This window comes from Leisingera sp. (assembly GCF_034669605.1).
Classification (GTDB): Bacteria; Pseudomonadota; Alphaproteobacteria; order Rhodobacterales; family Rhodobacteraceae; genus Leisingera.
In genome coordinates this window covers 1-23,406 of the sequence record NZ_JAXMOX010000017.1, presented here as the reverse complement: position 1 = coordinate 23,406, position 23,406 = coordinate 1, and the positions used below count along the sequence as shown (strand labels likewise).

Genomic DNA, 23,406 nt, shown 5'->3' with positions numbered 1-23,406 from the left:
CGGAGACCGACCAGATGACTTACAGGAAAGATAACATGACACAGGATACCGCTTCCCCGATCGACGGTTTGGGCCTGCCCGCGCTGGAGGCGCGGCTGCGGGAAAATCTGAAATTCCTCTGCTGGCCGGGCACGGATTGGGTGCCGGCCCGTGAGGGCGTCAGCGATGTGGTGATCATCGGCGGCGGCATGTGCGGCATGGTGGCCTGGATGGCGCTGAAGTCCGGCGGCATTCACAACATGCGGGTTCTGGACCGCAGCCCCGAGGGGCTGGAAGGCCCTTGGCTGACCTATGCGCGGATGGAGACGCTGCGGTCGCCGAAGGAGCTGACCGGCCCGGCCTATGGCCATGGCGCGCTGAGCTTTCAGGCCTGGTACCGGGCGCAGTTCGGCACCGAAAAATGGCAGGCACTCAACAAGATCCCGCGCCCGATGTGGATGGAATATCTGCAATGGTATCGCAAGGTTCTGGAAATTCCGACCGAGAACGGCGTGTCCGTCGACCGTGTCGAACCCGAGGGCGAACTGCTGCGACTGCATCTGTCGGGCGCGGCGGAGCAGTCGATCCTGACCCGCAAGGTGGTCTTTGCCACCGGTCGCGATGGCACCGGCAAGCCGAATATCCCCGGCTTTGTTCAGCAGTTGGACCGCAAATTCTGGGCGCATAGCGCCGATGACATAGATTTCGACGCACTTAAGGGCAAGCGCGTTGCGGTGGTCGGCGTAGGGGCCTCTGCCGTGGACAATGCCGCAGAAGCGCTGGAACACGGAGCCGCCGAAGTGCGTCACCTGATCCGCCGCAAGGAGATGCCGACGGTCAACAAGATGATGGGCATCGGCTCTTTCGGCTTTACTGCCGGCTATGCTAGCCTGCCGGATGAATGGCGCTGGCGCTTCATGCAGTATTCCTTTGCCACGCAAACGCCGCCGCCGCATGGCTCGACGAAGCGGGTCAGCCGACATCCCAACGCCTATTTCCATTTTGGCAAGGCGGTGGAAACGACGGCTGAGCACGACGGCGCGGTCACGGTGGGTTTTGCCGATGGGACGTCTTACGAAGCGGATTTCGTGATCCTCGGCACCGGTTTCACCATCGACCCGCTGTCGCGCACCGAGTTTGGCGAGGCCGCGGGCGATATCCTGCTGTGGCAGGACGTCTACTCGCCGCCCGCGGATGAGCCCTCCCGCGATCTGGGCCGGTTCCCCTATCTGAATGACGATTTCACTTTCCGTGAAAAAGTGCCGGGGCAGGCGCCCTGGCTGTCAAATGTCTACTGCTTCAACTATGGCTCATCGGCCAGCCTTGGCAAGGTCAGCGGCGATATTCCGGGAATCTCGGAGGGTGCGGGCTGGATGGCGCGCGCGGTCGCGGCGAAGCTTTATGCCGAAGACGTGGCAGAGCATTGGCAGGCGATGCTGGACTACGACAAGCCGGAACTGATTGGCGACGAATGGGCGCCTTCGGAATTGGCCTGTGCTGAAAAGAAAGGGAAAGTGGCCTGATGGCAATCGAAACAACCGCATTGACCAGCGCCGGACTGGACAGCGCCCCCGGCGCAGCCGTCGAGGGACGCGCCAAGATCTTCGAAATGACCCAGGCGGCCGAAGAGGCGGTACTGAGACCGCAGGATTGCGGGCCCTGGTCGCATGAACTTCGCGCCGCCCTGGCGGCGCGGATCGCGACGCAGAATAACGAGCACAAGCTGGCTGCCCAATATGGCGCAGACGCCGGCGCCTTCGCGGCGTTGGCCGACCCGTCGCAGGACGGCATGGCACAAGGGCTTGAGACCGTGGTAAGCTTCATGGACAAGGTCGCCGCGGATACCCGGAATGTCGCGGCGGCGGATGTTTCGGCGTTGCAGGCCGCGGGGATCGCGGATGCCGATATCGTGCGGCTTTGCGAGCTGAATGCATTTCTTGCCTATCAGCTTCGGGTGATTTCCGGGCTTCGCCTGATGAAGGAGGCTTACGCATGACCAAGGTGATCACGAAGTTCACCCGCAACGTGCCGCATTGGCAGCCGCGCGTGAAACCCGTCGACCTGAGAGAGGCGAGCGCGGAGCAGCTGGAAGCGCTGAAGGTCACGCCTTCGAACACCAAAGTGTCTGAATACGTGCTGACGCTGGCGCATGACGTCGAGAGCCTGAAGGTGCGCTCGCCGCTGTTCAACGGCATCATGTATGACCGGGGCGGCATGAGCCGTGCCGAGCGGGAGCTGGGTGCGTTGGGGGCCTCCATGGTCAACCACTGCATCTATTGCGCCGCCGTGCATGCCGCGCGTCACGCGCAGCTTGAGAAATCCACGGATGTGACCGACAGGCTTTTCCGTGACGGTGTGCGGGCGGACCTTGGCCCGCGGGACCGGGCGATCTTTGACTTTGCCGTGGCGCTGTCGGAGACGCCGTCGCAGGCCGGGCCGGAACATATGGAAGCCCTGAAGGCCGCTGGTCTGGACGAGGCCGAAGTTCTGGACCTGATCCTGTCGGCAGCGTTGTTTGGCTGGGCCAACCGGCTGATGCATGTCCTGGGCGATCCGGTGCGGCTGCCGGAGACTGTCAGTTGACGAATTTCCATTATAACGGATGACTTTCCATTATGATGGTGTACTGTAAGAGGACTGTGACATAGAGAATCAGGGGGAAACTGTGGGCAAAACGGTAGGATTGGCGGGCGCGGGCTCGATCGCATTCGGAACGGCGGCTTTGCTGCATGATGCGGGCCATGATCCAATGCTTTGGTCGCCATCGGGCGAGGGCACGGCAGAGCTTGCAGTGGGGCGGACGCTGACCGCTGTCGGCGCATTGGACACCACGCTGACCCCGCGGATTGCCGACAGCGCGGTCACTCTGGCGCAGCAAAACGACGTTCTGATCGTCGCCCTGCCGGGTTACGGGCACAAGGTTGTTCTGGATGCACTGGCGCCACATATTGAGGAACGGCATCACGTGATTATCTCCTCGCACTCGTCGCTGGGGGCGGTCTACCTGATGCAACTTTTGGCAGAGCGGGGCGTCACCGTGCCGATCACCGCATGGGGCACGACGATCTGCACCGGGCGGCGGCAATCTGGGACCGAGGTCAAGGTGAACACCGTGCGCAGCCGCGTCGACCTCTGCACCGTGCCCGAACATCGGTCCGCCGGGGCGCTCAGCCTGTGCCAGGACCTGTTCGGCGACCGCTTTCAGCCGCGCGACGGGCTGCTGGCGATTTCGCTCTCCAACCTCAACCCGCAGAACCACATGGGCATTGCCCTCGGCAACATCACGCGGATGGAGCGCGGCGAGACCTGGAGCCAAGGCCAGAACGTCACGCCGACAGTGGGGCGGCTGTTAGAAAGGCTGGATCTCGAGCGTCTGGAGATCGCCAAGGCGCTTGGGCTGGAGGTCAAGACGATCTTCGAACATTTCCACTTGTCTTTCCACGTGCCGGTCGCCTCGATTTCCGAAATGAACCAGCAGATGCATGAACAAGGCAATGGTGGCACCGGGCCAGCGACCGCCGACAGCCGCTATGTCACCGAGGACGTGCCTTACGGGCTAGTGCTGACCGCCGCCCTTGGCCGCCTGACCGGCCATCCTGCGCCACTGCACGAGGCCGGTATCCGCATTCTCTCTGCCATGTATGGCCGGGACTTCGAGGCGGAAAACGATATCCTGACAGCGCTGGACCTGGACCGGTACAGTCTGGACGAACTGAAGGAGGCGGCGAATACGGGGCTCTTGCGCCAGCCTGCCAGCGCTTGAAGCGCAAAAATAAATAGCCAAGAAGAGCCAGCAAACAAACCAACAGAGAGCCAACACCATGTCTAAACTGATCCTTGACCGCCGCCGTTTCCTCGGCTCCGCTGCTGCCACCGGCGCGGCTCTGGCGTCGCCAGTCTATTTGCGCGGCGCCTCGGCGCAATCCGGCGGTGTGGTCAATATCTGGACCTACAACAATTTCGTGCCGGAAGATTTCCGCAAGCAGTTCGAAGCCGACACTGGAATCAAGGTCAACGTCCGCCTCGTTGACGACCAAGGAAAACAGTTCAATTTGCTGGCCGCCGAGCAGCCGAATCCGACCGTCGACATCATGACCGTTGCAGGCCACCGCTTCCTGCAGTTCATCGAAAGCGACCTGCTCGCGCCGCTCGACACAGGTCGTCTGACAAATTGGGGCAATCTCGACCCGACCTTCTCGGAATCTGACTGGTCGACGATCAACGGCAATAGGTGGGGTGCGCCGATCCTGTCCGGGATGGAAGTGCTGTCCTACAACTCCGAAATCGTGAGCGAGGAAGAGGCGCTGACCTGGGATACGCTGTTCAGTGAGAAATACAGTGGTCAAAATGCCTATATTATTCAGGACATGATGTCGATCATCATGCTGAAGTTGGGCTATGACGGCAACATGGTCGAATATCTTAACGACCCGGAGAAAGCCGCGCAGGTCGTCGAAGAAGCCAAAAACTTCCTCATCGAGAAGAAGCCGCTGGTGCGCAAGTACTATGACGGCGGCGCGGAGTTCCAGCAGATGATGGTCAACCAGGACATCGTACTTGGCCACTCGTGGAACGGTCCGGCGGCGGCGCTGATTAACGATGGATTCCCGCTCGGCATGACAATCCCGCGCGAAGGCTCCTACGGCTTTGTCTACACGTTCAATATTGCCAATAACGCGCCGAACGCCGACAACGCCTATACCTTCCTTGATGCGCTGCTGGCCTCGCCGGAAATCGGTGCGGTGATGAGCAAGGCGTCGGGCTTCATCTCGACCTACAAGGACGCGAGCCAGTATCTCAGCGATCTGGAGCGCAAATCCACCTCCTTCCCCGAAGAGCAACTGGCGAATCTGCAGTTCTTCCGCGCGGAAGCGAATGACCTGAAGTACAGCCTTGTCGATCCCGCGGTCGAAGCAATCAAAGCTGCCTGACCCCCTTTCATCGACACAGCCGCTCTCTGTCTCGCCTCGTGCGGGACAGAGATGCGAAGATATTCGAAAGACGACCGTATGACGTATGATGCATCCGCAGACGAGGACGGACGATCCATGTCGACAAACAGCGCGGACCGAACATTCTGGGGCCGTTTGGCCATGTGGGGACCGTACCACACTCTGATGCGGCTGGTTACGGCCTCGCCCCGGCGCCAGTTCCTTATCCTTGCCATTTTTCCACTGCTTTGGGTTCTGTCCCAGCATCTTGGCCCGATGTTGCAGATGCTGCGGGTGTCGCTGACGGACGCCTATCCGGTCGCACCCGGTGTGGAGCAGCACTTCACGCTGGACAATTATGTCCGCTTCTTCGGAGACAGCATCTTCTGGATGCCGTTTTTCCGGACTCTGATCTTTGCTGGGGTCTTTACCTTCTGCACGCTGATCATCACCTATCCGGTTGCCTATTTCCTGGCCCGCCATGTCAGCCGCAAGAACCAGATGCTGTTTCTGTTGCTGCTGCTGATCCCGTTCTGGGTTGGCGAGATCGTGCGGACTTATGCGATCATGATCCTGCTGGGCAATACCGGTGCGGTGAACCTGGCGCTGATGACGCTGGGGCTGATCGACCGGCCGATACCCTTTATGTACACCAGCTTTTCCATGGGCGTCGGCATCGTCTATCTGACCGCGCTCTACATGCTGCTGCCGCTCTATTCCTCGCTCGAAAAGCTTCCTAAGAGCATGAACGAAGCCGCCGCCGACCTGGGCGCGGGCGCCTGGACCCGGTTCCGTCGCGTGTCGCTGCCGCTTACCCTCGAAGGGATCTCTTCGGGCTGTACGCTGGTGTTCCTGATTTCCACCGGCTTTTACGCGACGCCCGTTTTGCTGGGTGGCCCCTCAACCACGGTCTTTGCCGAAACAATCGCGGGCTTCTTCCACGTGGCGGGCGATGAATGGCCAACCGGCGCGGCCTTTGCCACGATCATGTTTGCGGCGGCGCTTGTCATCACGGCCACGTTCCAGAAGCTGATGAGCACGCTGCGCAAGGGAGAGAAGAAATGAACAACCGGCCCGAATTGTTCCGCGGCAATCGCGTGTTTCTTGCCTGCATCTACTGGTCCTTTGTCCTCTATGTGTTTGTGCCGCTGATCCTGATGATTGTGATGGGGTTCAAGGACAGTAAGTTCATCGGCTTCCCGATCCGCTCCTGGACCCTGGACTGGTATACCGGCGTCTTTGCTGATGCCGAAGTTCTCTCGACCTTTGGATATTCGTTGGCCATTGCGGTCCTGTCGACGCTGATTTCAATTTTCGTCGGAACCTGGATCGCGGTGCTGCTCGAAGGACGCAAATTCTGGGGCCGCACGCTGGTCTTCGGTATGACTGTGCTGCCTGCGCTGGTGCCAGGGATCATCTCGGCCATCGCCTTCCGCATCTACGCCCGTTGGCTGGGGATCGAGCCGGGCATGGGCGCCATCATCTGGGCGCACGCAGTGCATAACGTGCCCTTCGTTGTGCTGGTGGTCATGGCGCGTCTATCGACGCTGCCGAAGAGCCAGACCGAAGCCGCGCGTGATCTGGGCGCTGATCCGCTGATTTCCTTCGTCCGCATTACTCTGCCCTATCTGGTGCCTGCCATTCTCGGTGCCTCGATCTTCTGCCTGCTGCTGTCGTTCGACGATTTCGTCCGTTCGTTCTTCCTCGGCGGCTATGAACCGACGCTGCCGGTGCTGATCTTTGCCAAGCTTCGTTCCGGGATGAGTCCCGAAATCAACGCCATCGCGACCGTTGCGCTGATCTTGACTGCCGCCATCGGCATCTGGGCCGAGCGTTTCACCCGCCGCATGAACAAGGAAACCTAAACTATGACCGACCAGACACCGCTTGTTCGTATCGAAGGGCTGTCGAAGCACTTCGGAAGCGCCGTTGCGCTGGACAACTTGTCGCTGGACATCGCGCGGGGTGAATTTGTGACCTTCCTTGGCCCGTCGGGCTGCGGCAAGTCCACCACCCTGCGCATTCTCGGCGGGTTCGAGCGCCCGACCACGGGACGGGTTATCCTCGACGGCGTCGACGTCACCAACCAGCCCCCCGAGAAACGCCATGTGAACATGGTGTTCCAGGACTACGCGCTGTTCCCGCATATGACCGTGGCGCAGAATGTGGCATTCGGGCTGGAACTAAAGGGCATGGGCAAGGCGGAAATCAAACGCCGCTCAAAAGAAATCATGTCTTTCCTTGAACTCGACTCCTATGCGTCGCGCTACCCGGTTCAGCTGTCGGGTGGCCAGCGGCAGCGCGTGGCGCTGGCTCGCGCGCTGGCGCCGGACCCGGCGCTGCTGCTGCTTGACGAACCGTTGGGGGCGCTGGATGCCAAGCTGCGCGGTCAAGTCCAGCAGGAGTTGAAGTCGATCCAGCGCCGCACCAACAAGACCTTCTTCTTCGTGACACACGACCAGGAAGAGGCGCTGACCATGTCCGACCGGATTGTGGTGATGAACAAGGGTAAGGTGGAGCAGGACGGAACCCCGGAAGAGTTGTACTTCCGGCCCGCCAGCCGCTTTGTGGCCGAGTTTATCGGCGAAACCAATCTGCTGTCTGGCTGGATGCGCGGCACAGAGGGCGACAAGGTCGTCATGGACTGGGAGGGCACAACCCTTATGGGCAAGGCGCCCGCAGGGAGGCATGAAGACGGTCAGCCGATCACCGCTTCGGTTCGTCTCGAGAGGCTGGGCATCAGCGCAGAACGTCCGCAAACCGCCAACGCGGTTCAGGGACGTGTGGTCGGCAAAACCTTCCTCGGCTCGCGTATGGCGATAGAAGTTGCAGTGGGTGAGGGCAATGCCCTGATCAAGGCTTATGTGGATGCCGAAACCGGCCAGTCCGTCGGCTGCGATCCGGTTTGGATCGGCTGGGAGGCGGACAACATGGCGGTCCTGAACGACTGATAGCAAAACCGCCTGCCTCGGACTAGGTGCCGGGGCGGGTGAAAGGCCTGTTCGACCAGATCAATTTGGTTGGGTCGACATACGGACGCACAGATCGTCCAGCGTCTAGTCAAGCGGGATCTAGCAGGCAAGTCCGCGGCATTGTCAGGTTAATCGAGCAGAGGGTTTCGCCAAATTGGTGTTTGACGGCCGTGTAAGCCTGTTTACCACTGGATCACTCGGCCTTCTCCAAGGCCCAGCCTGCCGACGCCGTCCGCTCGCGGATTGAAAGCAAGGAAGCGGGTTTGGCAGTTAAGCGGCAGAGAGTTAGCAGAGATGGAGGCGAAAGAGCAGGTTGGTCTGGTTAAGGGCGACCATGAACGGTGATGTCACTTTATTTTGCCGGGCAAGGTTGCATTTCCAGCGAGCAGGCGTTTGGACGTCTTGCTTGGCTATGCGTGTCAAATGATCTTGGAGCATACGGTGCTGCGTGTGAGACCCGTTATGGATGAATTAGTGTCCAAATTCTGCTCCCGTACCCAGCTTCCGCGAAAATCGCATCATCACGAACGGCGGCGAACTCACTCGGCGCCGTTTTGCGTAGCATCTCCAGCAGATTGCCCTCAATCGTAAGCCAGTGGCCCTGCGCCTCGGCATCCCAGTGCACCACCACCCGCTCGACGAGCTCATGCAGCTCATCGGCTGGCGTTGGAAGCCATCGGCGAGGAACTGACGACGGCCGAACTGGCCAAGAAGTACAACATTCACCCGACGTTGATCGGTGGCTGGAAGCGAACGGCGATCGAGAACATGGCACAGGCCTTTGGCGGGACTTCGCCGGGCGTGCTGCAGATTTCGGAGAGAGATGTCGAGAAGCTGCATGTAAGGAACAGTCAGTTGGTCGTGGAACGGGATGCTCCGCCGCGCCTTCGAGGCTCCACTGGGGCCACGGTCGCTGCTTCGATGTCCGAAACCTCCAGTCTCGTCCTCAGCACTGGAGGCAAGCTGATCTGGCGACCGATCAGGGGTCGCAGTTCACAAGCGCCGATGTCACCGACGTTCTGAACGACGCGCCGATGAAAAAATCGATGGATGGCCGTGGGCGCTGGACCGATAACCGAATGATCGAGCGTCTCTGGAGGTCGCTGAAGTACGAATGCGTCAACCTGAACGCCTTCGAGGCCGGGTCCGAGGCCCGCGACGGGATCGGTCGCTGGATGGCCTATTACAATGAAAAACGTCCGCACTCATCGCACGGGCTGCTGACGCCGGACGAGGCCTATGATAACCGGCCCCCGACCTTGAAGGTCGCCGCCTGAAATGAAACCAGTGCTATAGCTTAGCCCGGCGGCATACCGGTCGAATATCCAGGACTACCTCTGGTCCCATGGACCCTTACTTTTCAGGGCTTCCAGCGCGACCTTCGCCTTGAACTCAGGCGCGTGCTGCTTCCGTTTCGACATCTCTGATCTTTTACTCGTCGACGATCAGCAGATCGTAGCTTATGCCACTGTCCGAATTACAGGGGTTAGCTCAATGACCTGGAAAAGACCATGACCCCGTAACGGACAGAACACTGGCTTGGCTACGCACGGCAATTGAAGGGCCGGTTCACAAGCTGTGGCAGGCGAACAAGAACCCAGGCCGAAGCTGGCTTCCGGCTCTGCGGCGGCCGGTTCATCGACCTTGACAGGACAGAGCGCAGTTTGGGTTTCCCCAGGAATGACGACAGGTTATGTAGGGTGGCGGCTTCATCTATGAATACGATACTGCTTCATCTTCCTATAAAGTGTAGGCCGCGAGATTCCCAAAACTGCCGCCACCTTTGTCAAGTTGCCATTTTCCGAAATCATTGTCCTTTTAATAGCACTGGCCTCAATACTTTCCAAATTTCCTGAATGCCCCTTGAGAATGCTTCTCAGTGGATCCCCCTCGGTGTTTTCGAAATCTTCGCCTATTTCCGGCGGCAGGTCTCTCTCCGTCACCAGGCTGCCAGTTTTAATCAAATAAACCCGCTGGATCACGTTGCGGAGCTCACGGACGTTGCCGGGCCATTGATAGTTGGACAGCAATCTGATCGCCTCTTCAGTGAAATTCATGACCGGGCGGCCGGTTTCACGGGCATACATCTGAGAAAAATGGTCGACCAGTGTAATAAGGTCGTCACCGCGATCGCGCAGGGGCGGAACTTCGATGGTCACCACACTTAAGCGATAAAAAAGATCACGCCGAAAATTGCCCTTCTCGATCTCTTGCCGCAGGTCACGGTTCGTCATAGCGACCAGCCGCACATCAACGGGTCGTCTTTGGCTGTCGCCGATGCGGTAGATCGCCCGCTGTTCAAGCGCCCTTAGAAGATAGGGCTGCAACTCGATCGGCATATCACCGATCTCGTCAAGACAAAGTACACCGCCATCAGCCAGTTCGAACTTGCCTGAGCGGCCGCCCTGCACGGCCCCGGTAAAAGCACCTTCGGCGTAGCCAAACAGCTCCGCTCCTATCAATTCGCTGGAGATTGCGGCACAATTGACAGGCACGTAAGGCGCGTTCGCTCCCGACAGGCGGCTGTGGATCAGTCGAGCAAAAAGCTCTTTCCCAACTCCGGTTTCACCGTGGATCAAAACCGAGATATTCGCAAGCGCAGCTCTTTCGGCCAGTTCGATTGCATCAACCATCTTGGGTGAGGAGCCAACGATCTGGATGCCGTCTTCGTCAACATTGGCGCGCGGCTTGATCCAGCGGACCTCACCCGTCTGGCTGCTCAATTTGCGTTCGCTTTTCAAAAACAACGCAGCCCCGCGATCAACGCCTTCAAGCTTCAGCCGCCCGATTCCACTAGCCTCGACGGAGAGAGGCAGCAATGTGGGAATATCCTTGTCCGCTAGCTCTTCCAGCTTAGGCAACAGCTTGTGGCCGACCGCCAGCTCCTTAACACTGGAAAGAACTTCTTCATCCAGACCACGACGAAACAGGATCCGCCCATCCTTGTCCAAAAGGATGACGCTGTCGTTCACCCGGCTGTAATCCGACACCAGGAAAGCTTCCAGCAATCGTGTTCGTTCTTCCTGCTGTTGCTCAGCTAAAGCGATTTCGATCTCGCGCGCTGCCGCCAATACTAGTGCGATATTGTGCTGCCGGAAGATCTGCGGCGGGCCGGACAGATCCACGACACCAATGATTGTTTGCGTGAAAGGATCCCGGATCGGAGCACCGGCACAAGTCCAGGACTGCACACCTTCAACAAAGTGTTCTGCAGCGTGGACATAGGCTGGCTTCCCGGTTTTCAAAGCGGTTCCGATGCCATTGGTTCCGATTGCCTGTTCGCTCCAGTCGCCGCCGATTTCAAGGTGGATCTCTTGCCCCTCATCCAGCACCAGCTCGTCGCCGATTGCGTCAATGATCACGCCCTGATCGTCTGCCAGGATTAGGATCGTTTTGGCTTCTTTCAGATGGGGTTCAAGCCGTTTGAAAGCCGCTGAAGCAGCTTTGCGCAGTGCCCTGTTATGCTCGCGGCGAAGATATAACTGACTTGCGTCGGCAATCTTGCGTGAGCCTTGACTGCTCACATCGACGCCAAGATCCCTGCTGCGAAGCCATGAATCAAGTATTTCCCCACGAACGTCCTGAGGCTGGGAGTCGGAGTGGTGTCCGGACGATACAAAACGTTCCCACGCCTCGCGAGCGTGATGTTCCTTACTATTGTCATTGCCCGTCAAATCTTTGGCCTTCTCAGTTGTTCGCTCGGGTACAGTTCACACAGTGCTTGCAGCTGGCACTTCTAAGTCGTTGGCCATGAAAGAAAAGTACCCTCGCCGTCTATTCGCGCTTCAGCCCCAGTAGCGTCTCAAGCGTATTCGCAAGGTCGGTCTCGGTAAACTCTGAATTGATTTCCACATTTTCCAGATGGCCGATTGCTTCGCGTGTTTCGTCATCTACAGGGGAAAAGAAACCGTTTTCCTTGGTCGCCAGCACCAATTTGCGCGACATGAAATTCCCGCGGATTTCACCAAGCATTTGAATTTGGCGCCCATTGGACAAGTCTGCAATCAACACGCGATTGTTTATGCTTACTTTGACGTAGGGCTCGGGCGTTCTCGCAGCGGCAGATGCTTTGAGATCATGGATGATCAGCCCGTCGGGCTTGGGTTCTTCGCGGGCACGCGCCTGCTCCTGACGCATCCGGGTGAAACCGCCGTTGCTGATCTGGTCTGCCAGCTTACGGATCGTTCCTGCGTTTTCGGATAAAACCCGCCTAGCTTTAACGTCTTCAAGACGCGGTCCATCGCGCTTCGAAAAGATATCCACAATACGTTCCTCCCAGTTTCGGAAAGTACCAGCTATAAGCACTGATTCCTATTTATAATGACGCGGGACCTGCTGGCCCACGCGGACAAGATGAGGCGAAAACCGGGACGACCGTCCGGGTGATGGCGTGATGGCGATTTTTCAAAGGCGGTCAGCCCGCTTCGGTTTTCCCTGAGACCGGAGGCCGGCAGTCCGGCCCCCGAGAATGGTAAAAGTTAAAGCATTTTTCCGGTCCGGCTTCAGGTCAGGTCCAAGCGATCGGCGTTCATAACTTTGGTCCAGGCCGCGACGAACTCGTCTACAAAATGCTTCTCGTTGGCCCGGCTGGCATACACTTCGGACAACGCGCGAAGCTGCGAATTAGAGCCGAACACCAGATCTACACGCGTGCCGGTCCATTTCTTTTCCCCGCTCGACCTGTGACGGCCTTCAAAAACGCGTTCGTCCGGATTGGTGGGCACCCACTCGATATCCATGTCCAGGATATTGGTAAAATAATCGTTGCTGAGAGTGCCCGGGCGGTTGGTTAGAACGCCCGCATTGGACGGGCCATGGGTCGCACCGATGGAACGCAGGCCTCCGACAAGAACCGTCATTTCCGGCGCGCTGAGCCCCAGAAGCTGTGCTTTGTCAATCAGGAGCGCCTCGGCAGGATAGGTATAGGCGGCTTTCTCGAAGTTGCGGAAACCATCTGCGATCGGCTCCAAGGGTTCGAAGGACTCAACATCGGTTTGATCGGCATTGGCGTCAGTACGCCCCGGGTTGAAGGGAACCTTTATATCGTGGCCGCCAGCGCGGGCCGCCTGCTCAATCGCTGCATTGCCGCCAAGAACGATCAAATCGGCCAAAGAAACCTCTTTGCCGCCCGACACCCCGCCATTGAAGGCTGCTTGGATACCTTGGAGGGTGTCCAAAACGCGGGACAGGCGAGCTGGGTCGTTGGCCTCCCAGTCTTTTTGCGGCGCAAGCCGGATGCGCGCGCCATTGGCACCGCCCCGCTTGTCGGAGCCACGGAATGTGGAGGCAGAAGACCACGCTGCCCAGACAAGATCGGCCACTGACAGGTTGCTGGCCAGGATCTCCGCCTTGAGTCCGAGAAGATCGGACTCGTCGATTAGAGGGTGCTCAACCGCCGGGAGAGGATCCTGCCAGATAAGGTCCTCCGCCGGAACCTCATTGCCCAGGTAGCGGGCTTTCGGCCCCATGTCGCGGTGGGTCAGCTTGAACCAGGCGCGGGCAAAGGCCTCGGCGAACTCATCGGGGTTTTCATGGAACCGCCTGGAGATCGGGCCGTAGACCGGGTCCATGCGCATTGCCATATCGGCAGTGGTCATCATCAGCGGCACTTTTTCTGACGAGCCGTCCACTTGCGGTGCGTGATCATCATCCGACAGGCCTTTGGCGTGCCAGATCTGCGCGCCCGCCGGGCTTTTGGTCAGCTCCCAATCGTAGCCGAGGAGAACATCGAAAAAGCCGTTATCCCACTTTATCGGATTTGAGGTCCAAGGCCCTTCGATACCTGAGGTGGTGGTGTCGGCTCCCTTGCCCGAGCGATGGGTATTTTTCCACCCCAAGCCCATCTCCTGTAACGGGGCCGCTTCAGGCTCTGCGCCGACCAGGGCCGGATCGCCTGCACCATGCCCCTTTCCAAATGTGTGCCCCCCGGCAACAAGCGCCACGGTTTCTTCATCATTCATTCCCATCCGGGCGGAGGTCTCGCGAAGATCCCGGCCAGAGGCGATGGGATCGGGGTTGCCGTTGGGGCCTTCAGGATTGACATAGATTAGACCCATCTGCACGGCGGCGAGCGGGTTCTCCAGTTCACGGTCACCGGAATAGCGGGTCTCACCCAGCCATTCAGTTTCGGACCCCCAGTAGATATCTTCTTCCGGTGCCCAAATGTCCTCGCGCCCGCCACCAAAACCGAAGGTCTTGCCGCCCATGGTTTCGATGGCGACGTTACCTGCGAGAACAATCAGGTCCGCCCAGGAAATTGCGTTGCCGTATTTCTCCTTGACTGGCCAGAGAAGTCGGCGGGCCTTGTCGAGATTGCCGTTGTCCGGCCAGCTGTTCACTGGCGCGAAACGCTGGTTGCCAGTAGCAGCCCCGCCACGCCCGTCGGCGGTGCGGTACGTCCCGGCACTGTGCCATGCCATGCGGATGAACAGCGGACCATAGTGGCCGTAGTCCGCCGGCCACCAGTCTTTGGTGTCCGTCATCAGCGCTGCTAAATCTGCCTTCACTGCGTCCAGATCAAGAGCCTTGAATGCCTGGGCATAATCAAATGTCTCCGGCAGCGGTTCCGAAGCCGGCTGATGCTGGTGCAAAATCCGCAAATTAAGCTGGTTGGGCCACCATTCGTGGCCGCTCTTGGCCGTCGCTGCGGCCGCGCCGTGCATTACCGGGCATTTGCCCCTTTGGCGCATGTCATTTCCGTCCATCGTATCTCTCCCACATTCGAAAATTAGCAATCTATCCTTCAGCCAAATGAGGCTTAGGGCTGGGCGTCCCGTCCGGCGGGATCACCCGATTTCTTAAGAAAGGCCGTTCAGAGGTTCTGTTTGCTCAGCTCTGCGGCGATGTAGTCGGCCTGGCGGATCGCCAGCGCCACGATGGTGAGCGTCGGATTTTCCGCAGCACCGGTGGTGAACTGACTGCCGTCTGAAACAAAGAGGTTGGGAACGTCGTGGGTCTGGCCATGTGCATTCACCACCCCATCCCGCGGGTTCTCAGACATCCGGTTGGTGCCAAGGTTGTGGGTCGAAGGATAAGGCGGGGTCGGGAAAACGCGGGTCGCGCCCACTGCCTCATAGACCCCTAAGCCCTGTTTGTAGGCATGTTTGCGCATGGCGACATCATTGGGGTGATCGTCGAAATGCACATCGGCCACTGGCAGGCCATGCTGGTCGGTCACCGCATGGTTGAGTGTGATGCGGTTGGTCTCCTGCGGCATGTCTTCGCCGACGATCCACATGCCGGCCATGTTCTCGTAGTGATCGAGCGCGGTGGTGAACTCGCGCCCCCAGCCGCCGGGATCGAGGAAGGCCGCCATGAAGGGAAGCCCCAGCGCCAGGGTCTCCAGCTCATAGCCGCCGACAAAGCCGCGTTCGGGATCGTGCTTGGCCTCGTCTTGGATGATCCCCGCCATGGTGGTGCCGCGCCACATCCTGACCGGCTTGTCGAAGGTCGCATAGACCGAGCCGGTGACGTGCCGCATGTAGTTGCGCCCCACCTGCCCAGAGCTATTGGCCAGTCCGTCCGGGAACATCGCGGAGGCCGAGTTGAGCAGCAGGCGCGGGCTCTCGATCGAATTGCCGGCGACGCAGACCACGCGGGCCTTCTGTTCCCGCTGGTTGCCATCGGCATCGACATAGACGACGCCCGTGACCTTACCCTGCTGGTTGTGCTCGATCCGTAGGACATGTGCCCGCTCGCGCACCTCGAGATTGCCGGTTGCCTCGCCCTTCGGGATGTCGGTATAGGCCGACGACCACTTGGCCCCCCATTTGCAGCCCTGGAAGCAGAAGCCGGTCTGCTGGCAGGCCGGACGCCCGTCATAGTCCGCCGAGTTGATCGCCATGCGCCCGGTGTGCACCTGCTCATAGCCAAGCGCCTTGGCGCCCTTCTCGAAGACCTGGAAGTTGTTGTTGCCGGGCAGACCGGCGCGGCCGCCGGTGCGGGTCACGCCCAGCTTGGTCTCGGCCTTGGTGTAATAGTCGTCCATCTCGCGCGGATCGATCGGCCAATCGAGCAGGTTTGCGCCCTGCACCGCGCCATAGGTGGTCTTGGCCTTCCATTCATGGTCCTGAAACCGCAGCGCAGCGCCGGCCCAGTGGGTGGTGGTGCCGCCCACAGCCTTCACTATCCAGGCAGGAAGTCCCGAAAAATCCTTGGCAACGCGCCAGTCGCCTGAGGTCGTGCGCGGATCGGTCCAGGCGAGCTGGCCGAAGCTTTCCCATTCGTCATTGATGTAGTCTTCCGGCAGATAGCGCCCGCCCGCTTCGAGGGCGACCACGGACACGCCTTTCTGAGCTAGTTCGTTGGCTAGTACGCCGCCGCCAGCACCGGTGCCTATGACGACGACGACGCTGTCGTCATTTAAATTAAATGGTGCAGTCATTGCTCACCCCCCCTTAAAGCCAATTGATGTCGTCAAAACCACGGTCGATGTAGCCGCCTTCGGAAAAGCTCTCGCCCTCGTATCCGAAGATCGGCCAAACCGCTTTCTGGTTGTAAAGGCCAGTCACCAGACCGCCGCGGATCTGCTGGAAGAATGGGCTGCTCTCCATCCCACGCAGAAGGTTCACCCGGTCGCGTTCCCAGCCGATATCGATGTAATTTGCATAGCCAATGCCGTGCGCCGCTTCGTTCAGCGCGGCCACTCCGGCCTCGATGCCTTCGGAAGCTTCGGCCACATCATAGCCTTTGACCGCAATGGCATAGAACTTGTCCGGCACCTGGTCATGCGGATAGATATCCCGCGCCATCTGGATCAGCGTTGCCATGGTCTCAGGCTTCAGATGATCGACCGCCAGCGCCCAGTTGGCAGCTTTGGCCTGGGCTGCAACGAAGCTGGTGCCGACAACGAAGCTGGCCCCAAAAAGCGCACTTTGAGAGAGCAGCTGGCGGCGAGTCATTGTTTGCTTGCGAATTGACATGGTTTCCTCCCTGTCAGAGTTAGGTTTACTGGTATCGCCCGGCCCGTTGCAGAACCTCGATTTCATATCCGTCGGGGTCCTGAACGAAGAAAAAACGGGCCAGTGTCTGGCCGTTGCGCTTAAAATCGACGCGCTTGCGGGGAGCGAATCCCGCTGCTTCAAAGCGGGCGTGCTCGGCATCGAGGTCCTCAACACTGAAGGCCAGATGGCCATACCCATTGCCTTGATCGTAGGGTTCGGTTGTGTCCTTGTTGATGGTCAGTTCCAACTCGAAGGAAGCCTCGTCATTGGATAGGTAAACCAGCGTGAAACCGTCGAAGTCGATCCGTTCCGCCACATCCAGGCCGAAGGCCTGGCGGTAAAAGGCGATTGAGCGATCCTCGTCGAGCACGCGGATCATGGAATGGATTGCTTTTGCCATGTCGTCCTCGGCATTTGTAAGAAAGAGGAGGCCCTGCGGCCGGATGGGGGAGGGCATCGGCCGCAGGGGGAGGCTCCGGGGCGGTTTTGTGGCCACCGACACACCGGAGAGCCGGGCGGAGTGTCAGGGAACGATCACGCCGCGTCCGGTAAACTTTCGATCCTTAAAATCGGATATCGCCTGGTTGATGTTGGTGAGGCTGTATTCGGTCTGATGCATCGTCACGAGACCGTCAGCATTCATTTCCATCAGCTCGACAAGCTCGGTGTAGTCGCCCACGAGGCTGCCGCCGATCTTGATTTCGTTGGCCACCAGCTCCAGTGTCGGAACCTCGACGGTGCCGCCATAGCCTACCATGATCAGTTCACCTCCCTGGCGGAGCAGCTTCCAGCAGACATTTTCGGTGCCGTGCTCGCCGACGAAATCAATCGCCACATGCGCGCCGCCACCAGTCAGATCCTTCACCTCGTCGACAAGGTTCGGCCCGCCGTCTAGAACGAAGTCCGCCCCCAACTCTTTAGCGAGCACCTGTGCTGCGGGTTCACGGTCCACCGCGATCACCCGCGCGCCGCAGGAATGCTTGAGCACCTGGAGCGCGATATGGCCGAGCCCGCCTATTCCCAGAAGCAGAACGTAACCGCCCGGGTTGAGAAGTTTCGCAGCCTTCTTGGCGGCGCGATAAGCTGTGATGCCCGCATCGGCCATTGGCGCGACCTCGAGCGGCGTGATGCCGGTGTTGAGCTTTATGACCGAGCTTTCGCTGGTCTTGAAATATTCGGCAAAACCACCGTCCAATCCAAGGCCCGGAAACAGCCCGTGGTCGCAATACATGTCGTGACCATACCGGCAATTCAGGCATATGCCGCAGCTGCGATGCGGGTGGCAGATCACCGCATCACCCGGTTTCACAGAGGTCACTGAACTGCCGACATCCTCAACCCAGCCAGCATTCTCATGGCCCAAAACATAGGGCAGAAGGTTCCCGTGGGTATCCATGATGTCCTTCCAGACACCTTCAATAATATGCAGGTCAGTGCGGCACAGGCCAGCCGCACCGACCTTGACGATCACTTCGTCCGGGGCCGTGATCGTAGGAGGACGAACCTCTTCGATCTTCAGCTCCACGTTCATCTCCGGATCGTATTCGTAGAGTCTCGCTGCTTTCATGGTCTCGTTCCTTCAGTCTGATCGGACCGGCCCGGCCGGTTCCCTGGTTTGCAACAGTGCGCTCAGGCCCGTCCCAGCAGCTCAGCACCGCCGCCACGGGCGGGGCCTTCTGTCGGATCTGCTTCGCCTTCCTCCAGATCGCCCACCAAGGTTTCGGTGGTTAGGATCAGCGTCGCCACCGAGGCTGCGTTGACCAGCGCGCTGGCAGGCACCCGGGCGGGATCGACGATGCCGGCCTCGAACATGTTGCCGAAGGCGCCGGTCGCGGCGTTGTAGCCATGGCCAGCCGGGCCTTCGGTGACCGCTTGGGCCACGCTGGCGATATCGGCACCTGCATTGCGGGCGATACGGCGCAGCGGCTCGGTCAGGATCGAGCGGACCAGTTGGATGCCCTTGGCCACGTCTCCCAGCGCGTCGAGCGTGTCGAGACAGTCGGAGATCTGGGCCAGCGCCGTGCCGCCACCGGCAACCACGCCGTCCTCGGCCGCCGCCTGGACCGCGCATAGCGCGTCCTCGATCAGCTGGATCGTTCGTTTTTGCTCGACTGGGGTGAAACCGCCAGCGTAAATAATGGCGCTGCCGCCGGTCAGCTTGGACAGCCGTTCACGCAGTTTGTCCTTTTCGATATTCGGAGGCGCAACGTCATGCTGGCGCTGCACCTGGTTGCGGCGGGCGGTAATCGCGCCAGGGTCGCCTTCACCGCGCAGGATCGAAGTGCCGGATGCATGTGACCGCACCATCTCGGCCCCGCCCAACTGTTCGCGGGTGACGCTTTCGATCTTCTTGCCGAGGTCGCGGGCCAGCACCTCGCCGCCTGTCAGGATCGCCAGGTCGTCCATCAGCGCTGCGCGCCAGTGGCCGTATTCCGGCGGATGGACGATCAGATATTTCCCGGCGCCGCCGTTTTCCAGAAGCTTTACAACCACCTCGGGGGCGATCTCTTCTGCCACAATCAGCAAGGGGCGGTTCTCGCCATCGGCAATCGAAATTGCATTATCAAGCAGTTCGGGCTTGAGGATCTTCTGATCGGTCAGCAGGATCAGCGGGTTGCGCAGAACAGCTTCCATGTTCTCCCGGTCGGTGACCATGTGGTGCGAGATATAGCCTCGCTCGATGGACATCCCCTCGACCACTTCCATCGTGGTTTCGATGGTCACCCCGAAATCGGCGGAAATCACGCCGTCGCGGCCGACGCGCCGATAGGCCTCGGCGACCAGTTCGCCAAGTTTTGGATCCGTCGAAGACACGCAGGCGACGGCTTCTAGATATTCGGGATGGTCGTCGCAATTCACCGAGGAGGCGTCGATGGCGCTGATCACCCGCGCCACCGCCAGGTCGATGCCCTTGCAAAGATCGACTGGTTTCACGCCATTGTCGGTCAGGTCCACGCCACGCTGGATCAGCGCATTGGCGAGCACGATAGCTGTGGTGGTGCCGTCTCCGGCCACATCATTGGTCTGCATCGAGACCTCGCGCACCACCTGTGCGCCCATGTTCTCGAAGCGGTCATTCAGCTCGATCTCGGATGCGATGCTGACCCCGTCCCGGGTGACCAGCGGGGTGCCCACCGGACGGTCAACCATCGCATTCAGCCCCTTCGGCCCGAGGGTGGGTTCCACTGCCGCGGCAAGCCGCGCGACACCCCGGGCCAGACAGTTGCGGGCGACCTTGCCATGTACCATGAGTTTAGCCATATCTTCCTCCTTCGGCCTGGGGATATTCCCAGGCGTCCTCCCTAAAGTTCGTAAATTTTCCAGCTACTTAACCACGTACGGTGGCATTTTCCCGAGGCGGCACGCGGCCGGCAATAAAGTCGATCAGTGCCGGTCCGTCGGGTCCGATCTCAACCTCTTTGTAGCGAGTTTTCGCGAGTCCCCGGCATAGGGCGCCGTTGAACTCCATGTTGATCCGTGTGCTGCGCAGGCGATTAAGATGCTCGGCCAAAGTTTCGGCTTTGATCTTCTGTCCGTCCCAAGTCGGAAAGCTCAGGTCCCCTGGATTTTCCGCCAGACCTTGCGCCAGGAGCAGCTCCAGATAGCGCGGTTTCTGCCGCAGCTCTTCTTCGCCGGCGAAATCGACCTTTTGAAGCTGACCGAGGGTCATGGACACGATCGCTGCTGCGCTATAGCCCTTTTCCTGAAGCCCCAAAAGCACGGTTTCCTGACGCCGGTCGAAAGCCTTGGCAAGGAACTTTTCTACCACCTCAGTTAAACTGGCGCCGTCACAATACTCGGCAAAGACATCGTTGTAGTTCCGCCCGCTGTTGACCCCTTCATTGACTTTTTCACCGAAGCAATGGTCATTGAGTTGAACAGATGCCTCCACCACCCAGGGCAGCGACAACACTTCTTTGCGGATTCCAAAGGCCATGAGAAATGCGAAATTCGGCGAGCACCAATAAGTAGGGAGCCGAAATTCGACTCTCACATTTTTCGCATCCGTCACCTCGATCGTCTCGACGAAACCCATATCGGTGATGGGTTCGTCAAGCTCTGGGTCTGTCACGGCAGCGAGACATTCCCAGACTTCGAGTTCCAGCTCCGCCTTGAGATTGGCGACCAGCATCAGATCACTCCGCCGCGATTTGGACAGGAGCGCCGGCCAGTTCGGCCTGCTTCTGCGAAACGTCAATATCATAGAGCTTCGCCGCGTTCAGGCCGAGGATCTTCTCCTTAATCTCGTCGGTAAGCTGAACACCGCCGCGCTCGGCCGAAATGTCTTCGGGGATTTGATAATCCCAAAACTTCTCGACCAGCCATTTCGGCGTCCAGATCGCATAGTCGGAGCCAAAGAGGAGCTTGTCCTCGCCCACCCACCAGAGCAGTTCGGCCATGACCTCGCCAAAGTAGCGCGGGCGCGAGTGAATGAAGGGCATCGCCACGGCCAAACCGGCATAGACGTTGGTTTCCTGCGTCGCGATCCAGCAGAAATCATCGAGCCGCGGCAGGCCGCAATGTTCGACGATCCAGTTGAGGTTCTGGAAATCGGTGGCAGCGTAATCGACGTCGTCTACGCTGAAGGCATCCTTCGACAGCGGAATAATCGTCGGACCCTTGTGGACATGGATGTTCTTGATGCCCAGCTTGTCGCAGAGCTCGAAGCACTTGTAGGCCGCGGGATCGTTAAGCGCCCAGCCCTTGCTGTCGCCATTCCATTCGGCGGTGTACATCTTCACGCCGGAGATGTCGTAGGTCTCCTTCATGTAGTGGATGTATTCCAGCGCCTTCTCACCATCGCGCGGATCGAAGCTGCCGTTGACGATAAAGCGCTCGGGGTGGCGCTTGGCCATCTCGTTCGAGCGTTCCAGGCAGCCGAAGCCCTTTTTGTAGAAGTCACTCAGCACCGTGGTCTGGATGATCGCCATGTCGTTGGGGCCGTCGACGAAGAGGTCGCGGTAGATGTCGTCCTCGGAGTATTTCTCGAAACGCGCCTTCTCCCACAGCTCTTCGGGCGGGCTGAGGTTGGTGTGATATGCGTAGAAGCAATCAATGAACTGCTTGCCATGCACATTGGCCTGGTTCTCGGGGCTGCCGTCCCAGAAATGGGTGTGGCCGTCGAGAATGAAGATCTCTTTTCCGTCCTTGGTGGTGTACATGTCGTCCTCCCTTGCGTGGCTTAGGTTTGTCATTGGCTCCGGGGCGCGTGGGGTACGGGGCCCCGGAGCCTGTCATCTGCGGCGCAGAGAACCGATCAGATGTACTCCATCACCTCGTTCATATCGCCGAACAGGATCACGGTATCGTCGTCGATCCGCACCATCCGCCCGTAGTGGGTGGAGGTATTGACCTCGAAGGTCTCGGCGGTCATCTCGCGGCCGAGAAATTCGGTGATCTCGTCCATCTTGAAGATCAGCTTGCCTTCGCCGTCGATGCGGATGGTCGCCGGGTTGTAGGTGACCGTGACATTGGGATCGTTTTCCTCCATGAACTCGGCGATGGCGCGGGCCTCGACGCTGTCGTTCATAGTGACGCCGCACTGGTGCGAAACCTCGCGCGAGGTCAGGTCGATGTCCTTCATTGACTTGAAAATGTTTTGCTTGGTCGCATTGCGCGCTGTGATAGACATGTGTCTTGTCCTTTCAGAAGGTTATTCGAGACCCAGCTCGCTGACGATCCGGTCGAGACGTTCTTTCGAAACGGCCTTGACGTCTTCGAAGGAGACCGGTTTGGAGTGCGGCTGCGACCAGATCGGCTGCAATGCGGCGGCGGCTTTTTCAGCCAGGTCGCCATGCTTGGCGAGCCAGGACTTGAAGAGCTTGCGGTTGTGCGCGCCGTGCTCTTGGTCATGAGCCAGCAGGTAGACCAGGTCGACAGTGTTCGCGAGGTTGCGCTCGTAGTCGGCCTCGGCAGCGGAAATCACCGGCGGGGTGATGAAGTCGTTGTTGGCCGCGGCTGCCTGCATGAAGAAGCCCGAGCGGATCAGCTCGCCCACCATCGGTTCGAAGATGATGTTGATGGCGAAATACTGCTCGAGGTAATCCTCGGAGCCCATGATCGTCTCGATCGCTTCGCGGCAGGGCTGCCAGATCGGATCTTCCAGCCAGGCTTTCTTGCCAAGCTCGTCATCCCAACCGTCGATATCCATGCCGATCTCGGCCAGATAGAGCGTGATGTCCTGCGTCAGCCGCATCTTGTAGGATGAGTTGGTCAACGTCGCGTTGTTGATCATCTGGGTGTAGCCATAGCGCTGCGCCTGCATGAGTGAGGTGCCTAGGCCGAATTCGGCGTGCTTCCACGCCCCCAGATGCTTTTGCAGGATTGTCTGCCACGCCTTGTCGAAGACCTTGTGCGCGCCGGCCTTGCGGGCATTGGCTATCACCGCCTGCACCATGGTCTCGATCTTGGACTGGCGCTGGTAGTGGGTGCGTTCCCATTCCTGGTCCGGCGCCCGGAAGGCGTGCCAGTTCGACGACAGCGCCGCGGTACTGCCCTTCTGGTAGGCGCCGCCGCCCTTGCCGCCCTCGAACTCGATGATCCAGTTCTGGATCAGGTAGCGTTCGGGAGATCGGAAGAGCG

The 23,406-nt window shown here is 59.4% G+C and carries 21 protein-coding genes and 1 pseudogene; 10 read left to right on the top strand and 12 right to left on the bottom strand.

Annotated features, from left to right (window positions below; translation table 11 throughout):
- Positions 1-35 precede the first annotated feature (35 nt).
- The 10 genes and pseudogenes from VOI29_RS03680 to VOI29_RS03635 all read left to right on the top strand — a co-directional run.
- Positions 36-1,502: an NAD(P)/FAD-dependent oxidoreductase gene (locus tag VOI29_RS03680; RefSeq protein ID WP_323776086.1), complete on the top strand. Its 1,467-nt coding sequence runs from the start codon at positions 36-38 to the stop codon at positions 1,500-1,502.
- Positions 1,502-1,975: a hypothetical protein gene (locus VOI29_RS03675; RefSeq protein ID WP_323776085.1), complete on the top strand. Its 474-nt coding sequence runs from the start codon at positions 1,502-1,504 to the stop codon at positions 1,973-1,975. Before VOI29_RS03680 ends, VOI29_RS03675 begins: the two co-directional genes overlap by 1 nt.
- Complete coding sequence (locus VOI29_RS03670; RefSeq protein WP_323776084.1) at positions 1,972-2,562, top strand: peroxidase-related enzyme; 591 nt, start codon at positions 1,972-1,974, stop codon at positions 2,560-2,562. Before VOI29_RS03675 ends, VOI29_RS03670 begins: the two co-directional genes overlap by 4 nt.
- 82 nt (positions 2,563-2,644) lie before the next feature.
- A complete protein-coding gene (locus VOI29_RS03665) occupies positions 2,645-3,742 on the top strand; it encodes an NAD/NADP octopine/nopaline dehydrogenase family protein (protein ID WP_323776083.1) in 1,098 nt (365 codons plus the stop codon).
- 58 nt (positions 3,743-3,800) lie between these two features.
- On the top strand, positions 3,801-4,910 hold the full coding sequence (locus VOI29_RS03660; RefSeq protein ID WP_323776082.1) for an ABC transporter substrate-binding protein: 1,110 nt from the start codon (positions 3,801-3,803) through the stop codon (positions 4,908-4,910).
- A gap of 78 nt (positions 4,911-4,988) precedes the next feature.
- Positions 4,989-5,975 carry an ABC transporter permease gene (locus VOI29_RS03655; protein ID WP_323776081.1) on the top strand — a complete coding sequence of 329 codons (987 nt, stop codon included), beginning with the start codon at positions 4,989-4,991 and terminating at the stop codon, positions 5,973-5,975.
- Between the two features lie 14 nt (positions 5,976-5,989).
- Positions 5,990-6,775 (top strand): ABC transporter permease, encoded by a 786-nt coding sequence (locus VOI29_RS03650; protein WP_323776094.1) that lies wholly within the window; start codon positions 5,990-5,992, stop codon positions 6,773-6,775.
- Positions 6,776-6,778: 3 nt separating this feature from the next.
- Positions 6,779-7,861, top strand: coding sequence for an ABC transporter ATP-binding protein (locus VOI29_RS03645; RefSeq protein WP_323776080.1), 1,083 nt, complete (start codon positions 6,779-6,781; stop codon positions 7,859-7,861).
- A 687-nt stretch (positions 7,862-8,548) separates the two neighbouring features.
- Positions 8,549-8,905 (top strand): hypothetical protein, encoded by a 357-nt coding sequence (locus VOI29_RS03640; RefSeq protein WP_323776095.1) that lies wholly within the window; start codon positions 8,549-8,551, stop codon positions 8,903-8,905.
- Positions 8,857-9,123 (top strand): annotated as a pseudogene (locus VOI29_RS03635) (integrase core domain-containing protein); the annotation flags it as partial. The gene VOI29_RS03640 and the pseudogene VOI29_RS03635, both read left to right, overlap by 49 nt.
- 468 nt (positions 9,124-9,591) lie before the next feature.
- Here the strand turns inward: VOI29_RS03635 and VOI29_RS03630 are convergent.
- The 12 genes from VOI29_RS03630 to VOI29_RS03575 all read right to left on the bottom strand — a co-directional run.
- Positions 9,592-11,556 (bottom strand): sigma-54-dependent Fis family transcriptional regulator, encoded by a 1,965-nt coding sequence (locus VOI29_RS03630; RefSeq protein ID WP_323776079.1) that lies wholly within the window; start codon positions 11,554-11,556, stop codon positions 9,592-9,594.
- Positions 11,557-11,656: 100 nt separating this feature from the next.
- Positions 11,657-12,145: a hypothetical protein gene (locus tag VOI29_RS03625; protein ID WP_323776078.1), complete on the bottom strand. Its 489-nt coding sequence runs from the start codon at positions 12,143-12,145 to the stop codon at positions 11,657-11,659.
- A 239-nt stretch (positions 12,146-12,384) separates the two neighbouring features.
- On the bottom strand, positions 12,385-14,586 hold the full coding sequence (gene katG / locus VOI29_RS03620; protein WP_323776077.1) for a catalase/peroxidase HPI: 2,202 nt from the start codon (positions 14,584-14,586) through the stop codon (positions 12,385-12,387).
- A gap of 107 nt (positions 14,587-14,693) precedes the next feature.
- Positions 14,694-16,265, bottom strand: coding sequence for a GMC family oxidoreductase (locus VOI29_RS03615; protein ID WP_323776076.1), 1,572 nt, complete (start codon positions 16,263-16,265; stop codon positions 14,694-14,696).
- A gap of 13 nt (positions 16,266-16,278) precedes the next feature.
- Entirely contained in the window at positions 16,279-16,782 is a 504-nt protein-coding gene (locus tag VOI29_RS03610) for a Twin-arginine translocation pathway signal (protein ID WP_323776075.1), read from the bottom strand.
- A gap of 46 nt (positions 16,783-16,828) precedes the next feature.
- Entirely contained in the window at positions 16,829-17,224 is a 396-nt protein-coding gene (locus tag VOI29_RS03605; RefSeq protein ID WP_323776074.1) for a VOC family protein, read from the bottom strand.
- 123 nt (positions 17,225-17,347) lie between these two features.
- Positions 17,348-18,391 carry an NAD(P)-dependent alcohol dehydrogenase gene (locus VOI29_RS03600; protein WP_323776073.1) on the bottom strand — a complete coding sequence of 348 codons (1,044 nt, stop codon included), beginning with the start codon at positions 18,389-18,391 and terminating at the stop codon, positions 17,348-17,350.
- A gap of 62 nt (positions 18,392-18,453) precedes the next feature.
- Positions 18,454-20,085 carry a molecular chaperone GroEL gene (locus VOI29_RS03595; protein ID WP_323776072.1) on the bottom strand — a complete coding sequence of 544 codons (1,632 nt, stop codon included), beginning with the start codon at positions 20,083-20,085 and terminating at the stop codon, positions 18,454-18,456.
- 67 nt (positions 20,086-20,152) lie between these two features.
- Positions 20,153-20,956 (bottom strand): iron-sulfur cluster assembly protein, encoded by an 804-nt coding sequence (locus VOI29_RS03590; RefSeq protein WP_323776071.1) that lies wholly within the window; start codon positions 20,954-20,956, stop codon positions 20,153-20,155.
- Between the two features lie 4 nt (positions 20,957-20,960).
- On the bottom strand, positions 20,961-22,019 hold the full coding sequence (locus tag VOI29_RS03585) for an amidohydrolase family protein (RefSeq protein ID WP_323776070.1): 1,059 nt from the start codon (positions 22,017-22,019) through the stop codon (positions 20,961-20,963).
- A gap of 62 nt (positions 22,020-22,081) precedes the next feature.
- Positions 22,082-22,456: an MmoB/DmpM family protein gene (locus VOI29_RS03580; RefSeq protein ID WP_323776069.1), complete on the bottom strand. Its 375-nt coding sequence runs from the start codon at positions 22,454-22,456 to the stop codon at positions 22,082-22,084.
- A gap of 21 nt (positions 22,457-22,477) precedes the next feature.
- The coding region (locus VOI29_RS03575) for a toluene hydroxylase (protein WP_323776068.1) at positions 22,478-23,406 on the bottom strand (929 nt) is incomplete at its 5' end.

Bases quoted from the DNA above. Each gene is read 5' to 3' on its own strand.
- VOI29_RS03670 (WP_323776084.1), top strand. From the start codon at position 1,972: ATGACCAAGGTGATCACGAAGTTCACCCGCAACGTGCCGCATTGGCAG.
- VOI29_RS03600 (WP_323776073.1), bottom strand. From the start codon at position 18,391: ATGAAAGCAGCGAGACTCTACGAATACGATCCGGAGATGAACGTGGAG.
- VOI29_RS03605 (WP_323776074.1), bottom strand. From the start codon at position 17,224: ATGGCAAAAGCAATCCATTCCATGATCCGCGTGCTCGACGAGGATCGC.
- VOI29_RS03645 (WP_323776080.1), top strand. From the start codon at position 6,779: ATGACCGACCAGACACCGCTTGTTCGTATCGAAGGGCTGTCGAAGCAC.
- VOI29_RS03615 (WP_323776076.1), bottom strand. From the start codon at position 16,265: ATGACTGCACCATTTAATTTAAATGACGACAGCGTCGTCGTCGTCATA.
- VOI29_RS03595 (WP_323776072.1), bottom strand. From the start codon at position 20,085: ATGGCTAAACTCATGGTACATGGCAAGGTCGCCCGCAACTGTCTGGCC.
- VOI29_RS03610 (WP_323776075.1), bottom strand. From the start codon at position 16,782: ATGACTCGCCGCCAGCTGCTCTCTCAAAGTGCGCTTTTTGGGGCCAGC.
- VOI29_RS03680 (WP_323776086.1), top strand. From the start codon at position 36: ATGACACAGGATACCGCTTCCCCGATCGACGGTTTGGGCCTGCCCGCG.
- VOI29_RS03660 (WP_323776082.1), top strand. From the start codon at position 3,801: ATGTCTAAACTGATCCTTGACCGCCGCCGTTTCCTCGGCTCCGCTGCT.
- VOI29_RS03655 (WP_323776081.1), top strand. From the start codon at position 4,989: ATGACGTATGATGCATCCGCAGACGAGGACGGACGATCCATGTCGACA.
- VOI29_RS03580 (WP_323776069.1), bottom strand. From the start codon at position 22,456: ATGTCTATCACAGCGCGCAATGCGACCAAGCAAAACATTTTCAAGTCA.
- VOI29_RS03585 (WP_323776070.1), bottom strand. From the start codon at position 22,019: ATGACAAACCTAAGCCACGCAAGGGAGGACGACATGTACACCACCAAG.
- VOI29_RS03675 (WP_323776085.1), top strand. From the start codon at position 1,502: ATGGCAATCGAAACAACCGCATTGACCAGCGCCGGACTGGACAGCGCC.
- katG (WP_323776077.1), bottom strand. From the start codon at position 14,586: ATGGACGGAAATGACATGCGCCAAAGGGGCAAATGCCCGGTAATGCAC.
- VOI29_RS03590 (WP_323776071.1), bottom strand. From the start codon at position 20,956: ATGCTGGTCGCCAATCTCAAGGCGGAGCTGGAACTCGAAGTCTGGGAA.